The organism is Fibrella aquatilis (assembly GCF_017353255.1).
GTDB lineage: Bacteria > Bacteroidota > Bacteroidia > Cytophagales > Spirosomataceae > Fibrella > Fibrella aquatilis.
The window spans coordinates 13,125-27,431 of the sequence record NZ_JAFMYU010000003.1 but is presented as its reverse complement, the minus strand read 5'-3'; the positions used below and the strand labels follow the sequence as shown (position 1 = coordinate 27,431).

Here is a 14,307-nt window from a genome sequence, read left to right as displayed (position 1 = left end):
ATGTCCATACATTTATTTCGTCTTTTAAATATATCTTGCTGATTGTAACTGAGAAAATGCCTAACCGCAGCATAAAAAATACTTTTCCTATGAAACGCGCTTTATTGGGTCACGTGGCTGTTTGTATCCTGGCAAGCGGCCTTTACTTCACGTCAACGTTGCCGACGTTGGCTTCACCGTCGCAGTCAGTAAACCGGCCAGTACAGGAGGCCACCCATGCCACCACCCGCCCCAAACCTACTGAGGTTCGTACACCAGCTAAATCCTCGCCAGAAGTCGGCCTGGCAAAGACACCCAAAAAAGATGCCCCCGGCAAACGCTTCTGGAGCCGCATCATGAGTCACTTCCGTGACATCCATTCGGCGGAGAAGAAGCAGAAGTAAGGTTTAAAGTTTAAACCTTACTTCCCAAACCGATACACCGTAGTCTGGGTGTAGGTCTGGCCGGGTTTCAGGATGGTGGTTGGGTAGCTGGGGTGGTTGGGCGAGTCGGGGTAGTGTTGCGTCTCCAGGGCCAGCCCCTCGCGGAAATTGGCAGCTCTACCATATTTGCCCCTATCGTTGGCCGTGAAAAAATTGCCGCCGTAGAATTGCAGGCCCGGCTCAGTAGTCAACACCGTCATCTTAATGCCCGATTTATCGCCAACCACGTCGGCCACGGTGCCGAGGGTGCCCATTTTGTGGTTCAGTACCCAGTTGTGGTCATAGCCCTTGCCAAAAGTCAACTGCTCGTTTTTGGTGTCGATACGTGCACCAATGGCTGTAGGCTTCCGAAAATCGAAGGGTGTATTGGCCACCGAAACAGGCTCCCCCTGCGGAATCAACCCCTTATCAACCGCCGAATACCGGTCGGCGTCGATGCGCAGGATGTGGTTGTTGACTGTGCCGCTGCCTTCGCCGTTGAGGTTAAAAAACGCATGGCTGGTGGGGTTCACCGGCGTTGGCTTGTCGGTGGTGGCTTTGTAGTCGATCTTCAGGCCGGGTTGTCCAGCCACCGATTCATCAATTGAATAGGTTACGGTGGCGGTAAGCGTTCCGGGGAAACCGCCCTCGCCGTCTTTGGCCACATAGGTCAGCTGCAAGGTGTGGGGGTTCAACTGTTTGGCGTCCCAGACGCGGGTATGAAAACCACTCGGCCCACCGTGGAGGGTGTTGCCGTTGTTATTCAGTTCGGTTTTATAGGTTTTGCCGTTCAGCACAAAGGTGCCCTTGGCGATGCGGTTACCCACCCGCCCCACAACAGGCCCGTAGAACGCCTCGTGAGCTTTTTTGTAGGCCTCTATCGTACCAAAGCCCATGACTACGTCAGTGGGCTTGCCGGCTTTGTCGGGCACGATCAGTCCCACCAGACGGGCACCGTAATTGGTGATGGCCACGTCGATGCCTTTCCCCTTCAGCACGTATAACGTCGTTTTCTTACCGTCGATGATGGTCTCGAAGGCCTCTGGATTAGGGAGCTTGTAGGTCAGCGCGGTGGTGTCGATGTTGGTGGCGCTGGCCACCGAATCGGCACTGGGCGCGTCGGCGGCGGGGGTATTGGCCATATTGGCATCTGTTTTCTTGGTCGACGATTGGCAACCAGCCGCGCCAAGTAAGCCCAGCAGCAAGGCTGGGTAGATGAGTTGTTGCATGGGGGTAGTCAAATTGAGTAATCAGCAGGGAAAGAAATGATAATCGTGGAGTTACTACAAAAAAAATACGTCGACCAGGGGCCGACGTAATTCTCGATTACTAACCTATGATGAAGCAAGTTTCACTGTAAAAGCAAAGCGCAGAACGATTAAAAGCTCCCCATAAGAGTTAGTAAGCGGCCTAAAATTGCCTGAATAGTATCAGTTTACGTCCTTAGGGAGCCTCAGGGCTAGGTCACTACGGCAACGGTGGCCCGGGACTGCTTCCGCATAATAAACCAAAGGGCCAGCCAGGCTACCAGCAATGTACCTAGCCCGTAGAGCGTAAGCAGCCGTACCTCTGGCCAAATGGCTGAAAAAGGCGCGTTCAAAAAGAATACTTTTCGGAAAGCGCTTAAAAAATGGGTGAGCGGAATCACCTGCGCCAGGCCCTGCAAAAAGCCCGGCATCTGACTGGCAGGCCAGGTATAACCGCTGATAACAAAACTGGGCGTAGCGAGCACCATCAGCAGTTCAGTAGCCCGCAACTGATTCGGAATCAATATACTAACCAGAATACCCAACCCCGTAATAGCCAGTGTGAACGCGGCAATGAGCACCAGCGTGGCAGACAGATCACCAATGGGCGGAATCTTGAGCAGGGGAAACAGGATGCCCAGCACGAAGGCCCAGATCCCTACGCCCATGATCCAGTAAGGCAGAATTTTGGTGATCAGCACCAGGCCCGATTTGTGAGTTTTGGCCAGCACCTGCCCAAACGTGTGTTCGTCAAACTCTTTGCTGAAGGCCAGCGCCAGGGCCAGCAGAAAGACCTGTTGCAGCACCGCCCCCATTAGCCCCGGCATCATATAGTAGCCATAGTTGCCCGACGGGTTGAAATAGCGTGTATTGTTGATGCTGAACGCTTGAAACTGACTGCGGGCATCGGCTGCCGGTACGCCCCGTTTCATCAGGCCTTCAATCTCAACCCCGGCGTTGATGGTCGAGAGGGTTGTCTGCACCGCCCGCGAGACAAAGTTGGCCGTCAGGATGTTGGCCATGTTCAGGTCTACCTCTACCTCGGGAGTACGTCGCTGCTGTACGTCGCCTTCAAAATGTTCGGGCAGGGTTACAATGGCCTCATACTGCCCGGTCTGGAACGCGTTGCGGGCGGATACCTCATCGTTGAATACCTGCTGTATATGCACCGTCGGGTTATCGTCGAGGGCATCGATTACTTTACTGCTGAGCGACGACTGGTTTAAGTCGAGCACGGCGATGGGCAGGTTCGTCACCGTGGGGCGGTTGTAGGTGAAGCCCAGCAGCAGCCCGAAAAAAAGCGGCCCGCCAATAAACACCGCCACCGCCACGCTGTTGCGGCTAAACTGCCGGAACTCACGCCCTATAAGTTGAAAAAACGTTTTCATGGTTGAGTAGCCTGGTTAGTTGGCGGTGAGCATGACCGTCTGGTTTGTCAACAAAGCAGCCTGATCGGCGGGGTTTACGGGCATCAGTTTCAGTTCGTAAGACGCTTCGCCGAGTTCATAGGTGGGGTAGCTGCTGGTACGCGACGCATAGCTATTCAACTCTTTGATTGTTAGTAGCTTAGCCTCTATCGTTTTGTTGTTATAGGGCATCTTTACCGAATACGTCTGGCCTTTCACAAACGCGCCTACGGCTTTCTCACTCACCGTAAAACGCAGGTACGTCCGGCCAGCAGCATACCCGGTAGCCACGGCATAGCCCGCCGGTGCCAATTCACCTTCGTGCAGGCTGATGCTCTCGATGGTCATGTCCTGGGCGGCCACAATCACCTTTTCGCGCAGCGCCGACTGTACTTCTTTCAGGGCACCTTCGGCCCGCAGCATGTCGCCGTAGGCCATCTGAACCCGTTCGGCGCGTACGTTGCCGTCTACCTCATCGCGTTTGGCCAGGGTACCTGTCCGCTGCGCCTTTGCCGACTGGTATTTGGTCAGCATCTCGTCGTACTGCTGCGCCGAAATCAGCGAATCGCGGTACATGTTTTTAATTCGGGCGAAGCTTTTTTCGGCCAGGGCATACTGGTCGTTGGCGGCCGATGCAGCTGCGTCGGCCTGTCTACGTTCATTGGTGGTGGCTCCGTTGCGGGCCATCTGGTATTGCGCCTTAGCCGACGTGTAGGCACCCTGCGCCTGCAACAGTTTGGCTTCGGCTTCGGGAATATCGATGCTGGCAATGGGCTGTCCTTTGTGCACCACGTCACCTTCGCTGACAAGCAGTTTCGTAATGCGGCCCGTTACCTTAGCCGTCACGCTCACGGTTTCTTTTTTTACTTTGCCCTCGATGGCATCGGTAGCGAGTGGCTTGTCTTTTTGGCAGGCGCTCAGCAACAACGTGCTGATGGCCATTGATACGAATACGTTGAGTTTCATATACTTGGTTAGTTGTCGGAGGCTACATAGCCGCCGGGGTTTATTGAACGTCGCCTACGGTCAGGTCGCCGGTGGCTTCACGTTGGGCAATGGCTGTACTACGCTGATTGACAATGGCTTGCAGGTAGTCAAGTTCCGCTTTCTGGAAATCGCTTTCGGCCTCAAGCCGTTCCGTAATCCGAATCAGGCCCTGCTCATATTGCTTGGTGGCAATGTCGAGTGCCCGGCGGGCAAGGGTTGTTTTCTGCTGAGCCACCACCAGCAGTTGGTTGGCCGTGGCCACCTCGGTCCGTGATTTTGCCAGATTCAACGTCAGCAGTTCGCGGGTTTGGTTGAGGTTGTTCTGGGCAATGAGCACGTCCTGCTGGGCAGTGCGCCGCTCAGACCGGGCGGCCATCTTGTCGAACAACGTCCAGCGGATACCCACGCCGACGTACCAGTAGGGTTCAATGGCCGACAGGTCCTGACGGCGCAATTCGTTTTTACCAAAGGCGTAGGCTTGTGGCAGGTAGCCCGCAATGGTGGCCTTCTGTTTGTAGTTCGCGGCTTGTTCCGAGAACGTCAACGCCTTGATCTCCGGTCGGTTATCTACGCCTGTGGCGAGGGTGTCGGCCATAAGTGGAGTCAGTTCTGGGCGGATATCGGCGAGTTGGGCGGCGGGGAGGCCCGTCAGCTGCGTCAGGCGGGCAATGGCCAGTTGTCGTTTACCATCGAGGTCGACGTGTTTGGCTTTCAGATCCTGGGCGGCCAGTTCTACCTTGCTGCGGTCGTAGGGCGTAGCCAGCCCCTCTTTTACGGCCCGATTGATAAAGGTTGTCTGCGCCAGCAGGCGGGTGTCGGCTTCGGCCAGTACCGTCTCCGATTTGGCCACCAGCGCCAGCTGATCATAGGCCTGCGCCACATCGCGGATTACGGCCATACGCTCTTTGTCGGCCATGGCCGAAACGGCTTTACCCTTGAGCACCAGGGCTTTGCCGAGCGTGGGAATTTTCGTCCCCGAAAACAGGAGTACATTGGCCGACACCGTAGCGCGGAGAATATCGCGCCGCTGAATCACCTGCGAGAGGTCGTAGGGGCCGCTGTAAATCTCTTTGGGCAAAGGCTGGTAGGGCAACCTCGGAATCGTGATGGCAATGTCGCGGTCGAGGTGCGTAAACGTGGGGTTGAACGTTACCTCAGGCAGGTACTGATTCCGCAGCGACTGCTGCTCGATTTTCACCTTTGTTTGTTCGGCCTGATTGGTAGCCAGGGCATAACTTCTGCTTAGGGCCTGCTCAATGAGCGCAGCCCGGGTAAGCCCCACACCCACAGCAGGAGGCGTGGTCGATTGACCAAAAGCAACTGCCGACGTAAGCAGTGTGGCCAGCGAAAGTAGGAATGTTGTTGAGCGTTTCATGTTGCATTAATTACACTATTTTAGTTTTTATAGTTTCCATCCAATACAAAAAATAAGCACCGACGCGCCACTATCGGTGCTTACCTTAGCGTTCGTTACTTACCTAACTCTATTCGCGGTAAAACTTCTCGGTCAACATGCCGCGTAGCAATAAATTTATCACCTGCTCTATAGTTTCACGGGGATTGTTGGCCATATCAACGGGCAAAAAGCCGGGAAACTGAGCCAAAAAATCAGGGTCGGTCAGGCTTTGTACGGCACTGACGTAGACCAGGATTGCCAGCTGCCGGGTCGAGTCGTCGCGGATGTAGCCAACGCGGGCACCCTCGTCGAGCAGTTGGGCAAAATTCTTCAGCGGCACCTCTCTTCGAAAGTCGGTCATACGCTGCCAGGCTATTGGTTCTGAACGCTTTAGGTCGTCAAGAAAGGCGCGATTTATACTACTAAAACTGATGCCAATGTGGAGCAGGTAGGCGTTTAGTTTCTGCCGGAAGGTGAGGTCAACATCGTTCAGGATAGCCTCAGCACCACTGAGATAACGAGTTGCAAACCGCTCAATGCCAGCCATCAGAATATCGGCCTTGCCACCAAAGTGATTATAGATCGTTTTTTTGCTGATAGCCAATTCACGGGCAATGTCATCGACCACGACGCGGCTATAGCCGTACCTGAAAAACAAGGTCATTGCCGCGTCTATGAGGCGCTGAGGCAGGCTGAGCGGGTCTATTTCACCAGCAGTTGACGGTGGGTTAGCAATACGCTTCATAGAAACTAATGATACAATATTTGTATAAGAAAGGTAAACAACCCGGAAAAGGGTTCCCGTAGCCATACAACTCCAGCCGGACCTGCATTGCCTGACGGCGAATAACGTCTACTAATTGGTCTACCAACAAAAATCCCCTGACTGGCCAGTCAGGGGATTTTTGTTGGTGTTTACAAGCTGCTTATAGTACGCTGTTCATACTCCGCACGGCCTCGGCCGACTGGTTGAATTTGGCCTGCTCGTCGTCGGTGAGTGTGTAATCGATAATGGCCTCCCAGCCGTCCTTGCCAATTACCACGGGTACACCCAAACAGATATCCGACTGCCCGTATTCGCCGTTGAGGGCCACGCAGCAGGGGAAAATATGTTTCTGGTCGCGCACAATGCTCTCTACCAACTCAGCTACCGCCGCGCCGGGGGCATACCAGGCCGAGGTGCCAATGAGTTTGGTCAGCGTAGCGCCGCCCACCATGGTATCGGCGGCTACTTTTTGCAATGTGGCGTCGTCGAGAAACTGACTCACGGGCACGCCGTTGCGGGTGGCCAGGCGAGTCAGCGGAATCATGGTGGTGTCGCCATGCCCGCCAATAACCGTGGCGTGGATGTCGTTGGGTGGGCAATCCAGCGCCATCGACAGGTACGTTTTGAAACGCGCCGAATCCAGAATGCCGCCCATGCCGATGATCCGGTTTTTGGGCAGACCCGACGTTTGTAGCGTGAGTTGGGTCATCGTGTCCATGGGATTGGACACGATGATGATGATGGCGTCGGGCGAGTGTTGCAGGATGCTCTCCGTTACGCCCTTCACGATGTTGGCGTTAGTGCCGATCAGTTCTTCCCGCGTCATGCCCGGCTTCCGTGGAATCCCCGACGTGATGACGACTACCCCCGACCCGGCGGTTTTCGAATAGTCGCTGGTTGAGCCGGTGATTTTAGTATCGAACCCGCAAAGGGTAGCAGTCTGGAACATATCCAGGGCTTTACCTTCGGCCAGGCCTTCTTTAATGTCGAGCAGAACGACTTCTTCGGCCAGTTCGCGACGCATAATATTGTCAGCACAAGTGGCTCCCACGGCCCCGGCTCCTACAACGGTGATTTTCATGAAAAAATGGAATGAGTATAGAAATCAAAATTCGGGCGTAAAGGTAAAGAGCAAACCTTCACTCTTTCACCTTTCACGCTTTCGCTCTTTCACCAATACTGGCACTCACCACCTCGTATAACCTGGCCACGATGGGCTTGTTGCTCAGGTAGTTCAAGTGGTTCTGCATCACCTGCGCGTCGTGGCGGCGGGCGGGGCCGGTCTGTACGTCGGCGGGGTGTTCGGCGTCGAGGGCTTTTCGCACGGTTTCGCGGATGAGGGGCTTCAGCAGATCGAATTCCAGGTCTTCGGCGTCGGTGATGTCTTTGGCGAGAGCCATAAAGTGGTTGCTGAAGTTACAGGCCAGCACCGCCGCCACGTGCAGTGCCCGTCGTTCGGCTGAGCTAACGAGGTACACAATCGTGCTGATTTCCTGCCCCATTGTCACCAGTTGCGCTTCAGTGTCGGGGTCGTCAGCTTCGATGCACAGCGGTATCTGCTCAAAATCGAGCAGGGCGCGACCTCTCGTGAAGGTTTGTAGCGGGTAGAACACCCCCGTTTTCACCGGCACGTCGCTATAAACGCTCACCAGTTGCCGTAACTTTTCAAGCGACAGGCCTCCCGACGTGTGCACCAGCGTGGCCCCTTCGGGCAGCACCAGCCGGGCGCATACGTCATTGAGCGCATGGTCGGGCACGGCCAGGATAAACAGTTGCGAGGGGTTGTCGGCCAGGTTCAGGTCGGAGATGGGCCGGGCGTCGTAGAGCATCGTAGCCAGTTGCCGGGCGTGGGTTAACTGCCGACTATAGATGGCCAGCACATGATGTCCCGCATTTTCAAGCGCCGGTGCCAAATGCCAGGCCACGTTGCCCGCGCCGATAAAGGTGATGGTCATGAGGGACTGTTTGTCTGTTCGTGTGTTTGTCTGTTTGGCAGTCACGCCGCTTCGGTGGAACTGAACCTGACACAAACAAACAGACAAACGCACGAACAGACAAACCAGCGTCTTACACAGGACGTATATTTGACAAACCCCGCTTCGTTATGCCCACTTTCCTGCGTCCCCTTGGCCTTGGCCTGTTTTTGCTTGGCTTTGCCGTTTTCATTGCCGTACTCACGCTCGGCCAGTTTGAACTGACCCCTGCGGTGGTGAAACAGACGCTGAAACCGGAGCACCAAACGGCCCTGGAACCCCGCCTGAGGCCACTATTCGGCAAGCCATACACCAATCAGTTTGCCTTTGTGAGCGATTTGCGCGGGGCTATCAACGGCTACAACGACGAGCAAAAAGCCAAACAAAACTGGAAAGCCGTTATCTACGACGAGTACCTCTTCGACCTCACCAAGCGCAGCACCCTGGGCAGCCCCGTAGCTAACGCCGGCCTGTTGTTCTGGCTTAGTTTCGGGTTGGCGGCGCTGGGCGGCATTCTTTTTGCGCTGCCCCGCCTCAACGACAAACCAGGCATTCGCAACGATGGCATCATGCGCCACCCTGCCACCCACGTGGGCTGGATCGGCATCATCCTGGGCACGTTTCTGATCGGGTTTTATATTCTGCTCTATTTCTACCCTGAATACATCACCAACTGGACCCTGCTAATTGACCCCCTCAGCCGCGCCCTCAACGGTGGACCGGCCAGCAAATGGTTTCTGTATGGGGCACTGTACACCCTTATTGTGCTCGTGATGGGTGTCAGGATGCTAATCAATTACCGCCACAGTCGCTACCAGCAGTACCGCACGCTGTCGGTGATGGGATTCCAGCTGTTTTTTGCATTCCTCATTCCTGAACTGATGAGCCTGCTCAACGCGCCCTATCAAGATCTGAAGAGCATCTGGCCACTGGATTACGATTTCTTTTTCGACTATGAGATCAACGCTAAACTAAAGGCCGGTACGCTGGGCATTTTCATGTTTGTCTGGGGCACGGCGCTCTCAACGGTGGGCGTGCCGGTCATCACCTATTTCGTGGGCAAGCGCTGGTATTGCTCCTGGGTGTGTGGCTGCGGGGGCCTGGCCGAAACCCTCGGCGACCCGTTCCGGCACCTGTCGAACAAGACGGTGAAGGCCTGGAAATTCGAGCGGGTGATCGTGCATAGCGTACTCGTGTTTGCCGTGGTCATGACCGCGCTGGTGCTCTACAGCTATCTGTCAGGTCAGTCAACGCTGTTTGGGTTCCTGGACTCGTACAGCATCCGCAGTACCTACGGATTTCTGATCGGGTCGATCTTTGCGGGGGTGGTGGGCACGGGCTTTTATCCGCTCATGGGCAGCCGGGTGTGGTGCCGGTTTGGGTGTCCGCTGGCGGCGTATCTGGGTCTGGTGCAGCGGTTTAAATCGCGCTTCCGCATCACCACCAACGGCGGGCAGTGCATATCCTGCGGCAACTGCTCGACCTACTGCGAAATGGGCATCGACGTGCGGGCCTACGCCCAAAAGGGGCAGGACATCGTGCGCTCATCATGCGTAGGCTGCGGCATCTGCTCGTCCGTCTGCCCCCGCGGCGTACTCAATTTAGAGAATGGGCCAGTAACGACGCGGAAGATTTGAGTTTTGGGCACTGCTCCAGTTAAAACCAGATCGCCGACCATTATTATGCATAGCTACCTTTGAATAAATCAAAACTCTAATTTAGTTTTAAATTAAATTTCTAAACATTCTGGCCTTATTTTTGTCTAAAAATTACTCGTAAGTGAAATTCACCCTGACCAAGCAAGATGATCTGTCTGGAGGTCAAGCAAGCATTTATTCGGTGCGGTTAGATGCGCAGAGCGAAACATTACTGGAACGCTTTGTGGTGGAAAATAGAACCGACTTTATTGATGAGGTGAAAGAACTACTAGTAAGGCTTCGGCAAATTGGCCACCATACTGGTGCCAGAGAAACATTTTTCAAACCAGCCGAAGGTCGATTTGGGGCTGGCGATGGCATTGAAGCACTATACGATGCTGATGGGAAGCACTTACGGCTCTACTGTATCCGAAATGGACGTGTAGCCGTTATTGTAGGTGGTGGTGGACCTAAAACAACTCGTACTTGGCAGGAAGATCCTAAACTGACATACGAGAATAAACTGCTCCAGCTTGTGTCAAAAACGATGATCAAAGCACTAAAGGACTCTGACATTTATTGGTCAAATGATGGGTTGGAATTGCTGGGCAATCTAACGCTTGACACAGAAGATTACCGTTGAATCACACTTTTTTTCCTAGTTGATATACCCTCTTATGGACATCATTAATGACCTGCTCGCTACGGTCAATCCGCAGCAGGAACAACGCATTCATGACCGCATGATGCTAGCCGCCCGTATCGCAGACGCTTTAGATGCTAAGGGTTGGGCGCAGAAAGATCTGGCAATCAAACTCAACAAGCAACCTTCCGAAATCAGCAAATGGCTAAGCGGCACACACAATTTCACTATCGATACGTTGAGTGACTTAAGCCATGTATTGGGAGTAAAGCTGCTATGCGTTAAAGAGGAGCCCAAACCAGTGGCCAGACAAGTGGCCCGTTATGAACGGATAGCGATAGCAAGTTATAGACAGGAGTCTGATTTGATAAACTACGAGAGTTTTCAGACAGGCATTGTGCAACCGTCGGAACATCATGAAACGCAGGCCCATTAAAGAACAAAACAACCTACTGTGGCAAACCGTCGAAAAGACATAGTAATGCCTGAGCAATCTGCCGGTATGGGCTTTCAAATCCGGGCTGTCCGGGTAAAGGCATTTACCATCAATGAGCAGTCTGATGGCTCACCTGAGGCTGTTGAGTTCAGTATACAACTACAACATTTACGATTGGCAGATACCGAAGACTGGATCGTTGAAGTGCAGGTTACCATGGCGGTTAGCGGTGCGCAAACACCAGTAGCCGAATTGACAGTTGATTGTCAATATAGGCTGGCTGGCTATAAGCTATGGTTACAGCAACAGCCTGATCTGGTAAGCAAACCGGGTACATTGCCCACCGGTTTGGCAGCAACGCTCAATTCTATTTCAGTGTCCACTACGCGCGGTATCCTTTTTGAACGATTATTGGGGACACAGTGGCAACAAGCAATTCTGCCTGTTATAGATCCAGTGGCATTTCAGGTTATGGAATCCTGACAGCTTTCACAATGCCGCCGTTACTACTCGTGCATACACCGCTGCTTTGCTGTCGAGAAATAGTAGCTGCTACAACAGATACAAGTCAACATCAGGGCGATGGTGCTCAAAGCGAAAGAGGTAATCAGTTGTGGCTATGTCCTAGCTGAATTGCCACTCTGGGCTTCCTGTGCTAATTTTGGGCGAATTTCTGAACGGGCCGGACTGCCCGTCCGTTCGGTTCGTAAGCAGCTTACAACGCACTGATCCATGAGAGAAATACAATTCCGCGAAGCCCTGCGCGAGGCCCTGACGGAAGAAATGCGCCGCGACCCGCTTGTTTACCTGATGGGCGAAGAAGTGGCCGAATACAACGGTGCCTACAAAGTGAGCCAGGGTATGCTCGACGAGTTTGGCGCCGAACGCGTGATCGACACGCCCATTGCCGAGCTTGGTTTTGCCGGTATCGGTGTGGGGTCGGCCATTAACGGGCTGCGACCGGTAATCGAGTTTATGACGTTCAATTTCTCGTTAGTGGCTATTGATCAGGTGATTAACTCTGCGGCCAAGATCATGTCGATGTCGGGTGGGCAGTATTCGTGCCCCATCGTGTTTCGCGGACCAACCGGCAACGCGGGTATGCTCTCGAGCCAGCACTCACAAAATTTCGAGAACTGGTTTGCCAATACGCCCGGCCTGAAAGTGGTCGTTCCCTCTAACCCCTACGACGCCAAGGGCCTGCTAAAAAGCTCGATCCGCGACAACGACCCCGTGATCTTCATGGAGTCGGAGTTGATGTACGGAGATAAGGGCGAGGTGCCCGAAGAGGAATACCTTATTCCACTGGGACAGGCGCATGTGGTGCGCGAAGGCACTGACGTCACCATTGTCTCGTTCGGCAAGATCATGAAAGTGGCCCTCGCCGCCGCCGACGAACTGGCCAAAAACAATATCTCGGCCGAGGTGATCGACCTGCGTACGGTGCGCCCCATCGACTATGAAACAATTCTCAATTCGGTGAAGAAAACCAACCGCTGCGTGATCGTGGAAGAAGCCTGGCCCCTGGCGGCGATCTCGTCGGAACTGACGTATAACATTCAGCGCTACGCGTTCGACTACCTCGACGCGCCCGTGATTCGGGTTAACAGCCTCGATTTGCCCCTCCCCTACGCGCCCACGCTGATTGAGGCCATTTTACCCAGCCTGAAGCGCACGCTCGAAGCCGTTGATTCGGTGATGTATAAGCGCTAATCAGGCCGATTATGATTCGTTTTCAAGAAGCGCCGCCCCCAGTGGGACGGCGCTTTTTTAGTGGCAAAATTTATTTTCGCTCCGTTGCCCGAAGGATAGCATCCGCAAAAATTACGCCAGCTGGAATTTGAGTGGATTTGGAAAATAGTTTGATAATTTGTCAAATGCCTATCTAAAAATCCTCATATTTTAACCACAAAATTCATGCGCAGTCAATCGCTCACGATCTATGAAGTAACCGTTTCGCCCATCGGTTCGTTGAACAGCCTGCGTCACCGCGAGCCTACCGTAGTGTATTTCTCTAACCTCCGCAAAGCCGTCGACGCCATCACGGGTGAACTGGCGTTTAACGGCTGGCCCGCCAAAGTAAACTACACCGCTGTATACCGGGGCGTGAAAGAACGCGGCTTCTACACCTGCGATTTCGACGTGGGCGGTGCCCGCGTGTTCAGAGTAAAAGTGCTCCCAAAACTCCTCAACCCGCCCCTACCCAGGCTAGGAATGGATGAAAATCCGGGAAGATGAAAAAATAGTGGTAAGTGATGAGTGGTAAGTGATGAGTTTGCTGCCGCCAGAGCAATATGCTGGCGGCAGCAAACTCATCACTTACCACTACGTACTGCGCCATACACCCACGTGCCGACGATGGCGCTGAGGAGGGTGACGGAGATGACGCCGAAGCCCGCGCCTATCTGGGCGAAAAGCGGCCCCGGACAGGCCCCCGTGATGGCCCAGCCAAAACCAAACAGCAGCCCGCCGTAGATCTGTCCGGGTTTGAATTTCTTCGGGGCAATGGCAATTCTATTGCCATCTAACGTCTTGACATTGAATCGTTTAATAAGCTGTACAGACAGCATACCGGTCAGCACGGCCGAGCCAATGACGCCGTACATGTGGAACGAGTCAAGACGGAACATTTCCTGAATGCGAAACCAAGAGATGATTTCAGCCTTCACGAAAACGATACCTAACAGCAGGCCCACCACGCCATAGACCCAGTTACCAACCGGGCGTTTGCGGCTAACAGGCGTTTCAATTACGTCGACTTGAGTATTCATCGTGAGGTTGTATTGATTGTGTCAAAATCCAGCTAGTTTCATGAGCCAGGGTAGGCCGAGGTGCGTCATGGCGAAGCCACCCACCATGAAACTGACCGTGGCCACCAGCGACGGCCATTGCAAATTCGACAGACCCATGATGGCATGGCCCGACGTGCAGCCACCGGCCCAGCGCGTGCCGAAGCCCACCAGAAAACCACCGAAGACAAAGAAAATCAGGCCTTTGAACGTGAGCAGGTTACTCCAGTTAAACAGGTCGGTAGGCAGCAAACCTGACCCAAAATCGCGGATGCCGAGCGCCTGCAAGGCCTGCACGGTGGCGGGGGCAATGGTCATGGCCTGGGGATTGGTGAGCAGAACACCACCCACGAAACCACCTACCAGGATGCCACCCACAAACCAGAGGTTCCAGGCTTCTTTGCGCCAGTCGTAGGTGAAAAAATCGAGATTAGCGGGCATACAGGCCGCGCAGATGTGCCGTAGTGACGACGAAATACCAAAGGCCCGGTTGCCCAACATGAGCAGCGTGGGCACGGTAAGGCCAATGAGCGGCCCGGCCACATACCAGGGCCAGGGCTGCCTAAGAAAATCGATCATGAGTGTTGGATAAAATTGGTATTTACTACTGCTACAAGCACCCAAGC

Annotated in this window: 16 protein-coding genes; 7 read left to right on the top strand and 9 right to left on the bottom strand. The window is 54.0% G+C overall.

Annotated elements, in window-relative coordinates:
• Window positions 1-89: 89 nt before the first annotated feature.
• The gene (locus tag J2I48_RS04350; protein WP_207334181.1) at window positions 90-383 is read left to right on the top strand and encodes a hypothetical protein; all 294 of its coding nucleotides are present in this window, start codon (window positions 90-92) and stop codon (window positions 381-383) included.
• 17 nt (window positions 384-400) lie between these two features.
• On the opposite strand, the gene J2I48_RS04345 is transcribed toward J2I48_RS04350, so the two are convergent.
• The 7 genes from J2I48_RS04345 to J2I48_RS04315 all read right to left on the bottom strand — a co-directional run bounded on the left by J2I48_RS04345 (window position 401) and on the right by J2I48_RS04315 (window position 8,158).
• On the bottom strand, window positions 401-1,630 hold the full coding sequence (locus tag J2I48_RS04345; protein ID WP_207334180.1) for an aldose epimerase family protein: 1,230 nt from the start codon (window positions 1,628-1,630) through the stop codon (window positions 401-403).
• 230 nt (window positions 1,631-1,860) lie between these two features.
• Window positions 1,861-3,036 (bottom strand): ABC transporter permease, encoded by a 1,176-nt coding sequence (locus tag J2I48_RS04340; RefSeq protein ID WP_207334179.1) that lies wholly within the window; start codon window positions 3,034-3,036, stop codon window positions 1,861-1,863.
• 15 nt (window positions 3,037-3,051) lie between these two features.
• A complete protein-coding gene (locus J2I48_RS04335; RefSeq protein ID WP_207334178.1) occupies window positions 3,052-4,020 on the bottom strand; it encodes an HlyD family secretion protein in 969 nt (322 codons plus the stop codon).
• A 40-nt stretch (window positions 4,021-4,060) separates the two neighbouring features.
• Complete coding sequence (locus J2I48_RS04330) at window positions 4,061-5,416, bottom strand: TolC family protein (RefSeq protein ID WP_207334177.1); 1,356 nt, start codon at window positions 5,414-5,416, stop codon at window positions 4,061-4,063.
• A 109-nt stretch (window positions 5,417-5,525) separates the two neighbouring features.
• Window positions 5,526-6,182: a TetR/AcrR family transcriptional regulator gene (locus J2I48_RS04325; RefSeq protein ID WP_207334176.1), complete on the bottom strand. Its 657-nt coding sequence runs from the start codon at window positions 6,180-6,182 to the stop codon at window positions 5,526-5,528.
• A gap of 181 nt (window positions 6,183-6,363) precedes the next feature.
• On the bottom strand, window positions 6,364-7,284 hold the full coding sequence (gene mdh, locus J2I48_RS04320) for a malate dehydrogenase (RefSeq protein ID WP_207334175.1): 921 nt from the start codon (window positions 7,282-7,284) through the stop codon (window positions 6,364-6,366).
• Window positions 7,285-7,357: 73 nt separating this feature from the next.
• Complete coding sequence (locus J2I48_RS04315; RefSeq protein WP_207334174.1) at window positions 7,358-8,158, bottom strand: Rossmann-like and DUF2520 domain-containing protein; 801 nt, start codon at window positions 8,156-8,158, stop codon at window positions 7,358-7,360.
• A gap of 149 nt (window positions 8,159-8,307) precedes the next feature.
• On the opposite strand from J2I48_RS04315, the gene J2I48_RS04310 reads away from it, so the two are divergent.
• From J2I48_RS04310 to J2I48_RS04285, 6 genes are all read left to right on the top strand, one after another.
• Complete coding sequence (locus tag J2I48_RS04310; protein ID WP_207334173.1) at window positions 8,308-9,813, top strand: 4Fe-4S binding protein; 1,506 nt, start codon at window positions 8,308-8,310, stop codon at window positions 9,811-9,813.
• A 142-nt stretch (window positions 9,814-9,955) separates the two neighbouring features.
• Window positions 9,956-10,456, top strand: a complete 501-nt coding sequence (locus J2I48_RS04305) for a hypothetical protein (protein ID WP_207334172.1) — start codon at window positions 9,956-9,958, stop codon at window positions 10,454-10,456.
• 34 nt (window positions 10,457-10,490) lie between these two features.
• Window positions 10,491-10,892 (top strand): helix-turn-helix domain-containing protein, encoded by a 402-nt coding sequence (locus J2I48_RS04300; protein ID WP_207334171.1) that lies wholly within the window; start codon window positions 10,491-10,493, stop codon window positions 10,890-10,892.
• An 18-nt stretch (window positions 10,893-10,910) separates the two neighbouring features.
• A complete protein-coding gene (locus tag J2I48_RS04295) occupies window positions 10,911-11,375 on the top strand; it encodes a hypothetical protein (RefSeq protein ID WP_207334170.1) in 465 nt (154 codons plus the stop codon).
• A gap of 249 nt (window positions 11,376-11,624) precedes the next feature.
• Window positions 11,625-12,605: a pyruvate dehydrogenase complex E1 component subunit beta gene (locus tag J2I48_RS04290; protein WP_207334169.1), complete on the top strand. Its 981-nt coding sequence runs from the start codon at window positions 11,625-11,627 to the stop codon at window positions 12,603-12,605.
• 204 nt (window positions 12,606-12,809) lie between these two features.
• On the top strand, window positions 12,810-13,130 hold the full coding sequence (locus tag J2I48_RS04285; RefSeq protein WP_207334168.1) for a hypothetical protein: 321 nt from the start codon (window positions 12,810-12,812) through the stop codon (window positions 13,128-13,130).
• Window positions 13,131-13,207: 77 nt separating this feature from the next.
• Here J2I48_RS04285 and J2I48_RS04280 read toward each other — a convergent pair whose 3' ends face one another.
• Window positions 13,208-13,663, bottom strand: coding sequence for a YeeE/YedE thiosulfate transporter family protein (locus tag J2I48_RS04280; protein WP_207334167.1), 456 nt, complete (start codon window positions 13,661-13,663; stop codon window positions 13,208-13,210).
• A 21-nt stretch (window positions 13,664-13,684) separates the two neighbouring features.
• Window positions 13,685-14,260, bottom strand: a complete 576-nt coding sequence (locus J2I48_RS04275) for a YeeE/YedE family protein (RefSeq protein WP_207334166.1) — start codon at window positions 14,258-14,260, stop codon at window positions 13,685-13,687.
• Between the last annotated feature and the right edge of the window lie 47 nt (window positions 14,261-14,307).